At 62.3% G+C, this 204-nt stretch carries 1 protein-coding gene; it reads left to right on the top strand.

What is annotated here, in order from left to right; genetic code table 11:
- On the top strand, positions 1–204 hold a 204-nt coding region (locus L981_RS33135; RefSeq protein WP_043627369.1), incomplete at both ends, for an aminotransferase class I/II-fold pyridoxal phosphate-dependent enzyme.

The raw sequence follows: 204 nt of genomic DNA, 5'->3' as shown, positions 1-204 counted from the left end.
ACGGCGTGCGGCTGTCGAAGGCCAAGCGCTTCCGTTATGCCAACAACGACATGGCGGCGCTGGAGGAGGAATTGAAGAAGGCGGAGGGCTGCCGCTTCAAGCTGATCGCCACCGACGGCGTCTTCTCGATGGATGGCATCATCGCCAATCTCGGAGGCGTCTGCGATCTCGCCGACAAGTACGGCGCCATGGTCATGGTCGACG

This window comes from Ensifer sp. ZNC0028, from assembly GCF_000799055.1.
Classification (GTDB): domain Bacteria; phylum Pseudomonadota; class Alphaproteobacteria; order Rhizobiales; family Rhizobiaceae; genus Ensifer.
Note: the sequence above shows the minus strand (reverse complement) of the source record. Positions and strands in the feature narration are given on the sequence as shown.